Here is a 421-nt window from a genome sequence, read left to right on the forward strand (position 1 = left end):
GTCTTCTTGTACGGCTCCAGCTTGTCCCAGGGGAAGACGGGCAGGCGCGAAGAGACTGCGCTCACGGGTTGGCTCTCACTTCCTGTACGTGCGGTGGAGAGGCGTCGGGAAACGCCTCGGTCCCGCACGGCGGGCGACGCCGTACGGGACCGGATCCGACCTGGTGCGGTCGATCAGCCGTTCTGCGGCGGCAGGGCGGCGATGAAGGGGTGGTCACGCTCGATCTCGCCGAGCTTGGAGGCACCACCGGGCGAACCGAGCTCGTCGAAGAACTCGACGTTCGCCTTGTAGTAGTCCTTCCACTCCTCCGGAGTGTCGTCCTCGTAGAAGATCGCCTCGACCGGGCAGACCGGCTCACAGGCCCCGCAGTCGACGCATTCGTCCGGGTGGATGTACAAGGACCGCTTGCCCTCGTAGATGC

General features: G+C 65.8%; 1 protein-coding gene. It reads right to left on the reverse strand.

Features of this window, described 5'->3' with window-relative positions; all coding sequences use genetic code 11:
- Window positions 1-173 precede the first annotated feature (173 nt).
- A partial coding sequence (gene fdxA / locus OQ02_RS39325; protein WP_033443775.1) for a ferredoxin occupies window positions 174-421 on the reverse strand: 248 nt, incomplete at its 5' end.

The sequence above is a fragment of the Saccharothrix sp. NRRL B-16314 genome (genome assembly GCF_000716595.1).
GTDB lineage: Bacteria > Actinomycetota > Actinomycetes > Mycobacteriales > Pseudonocardiaceae > Actinosynnema.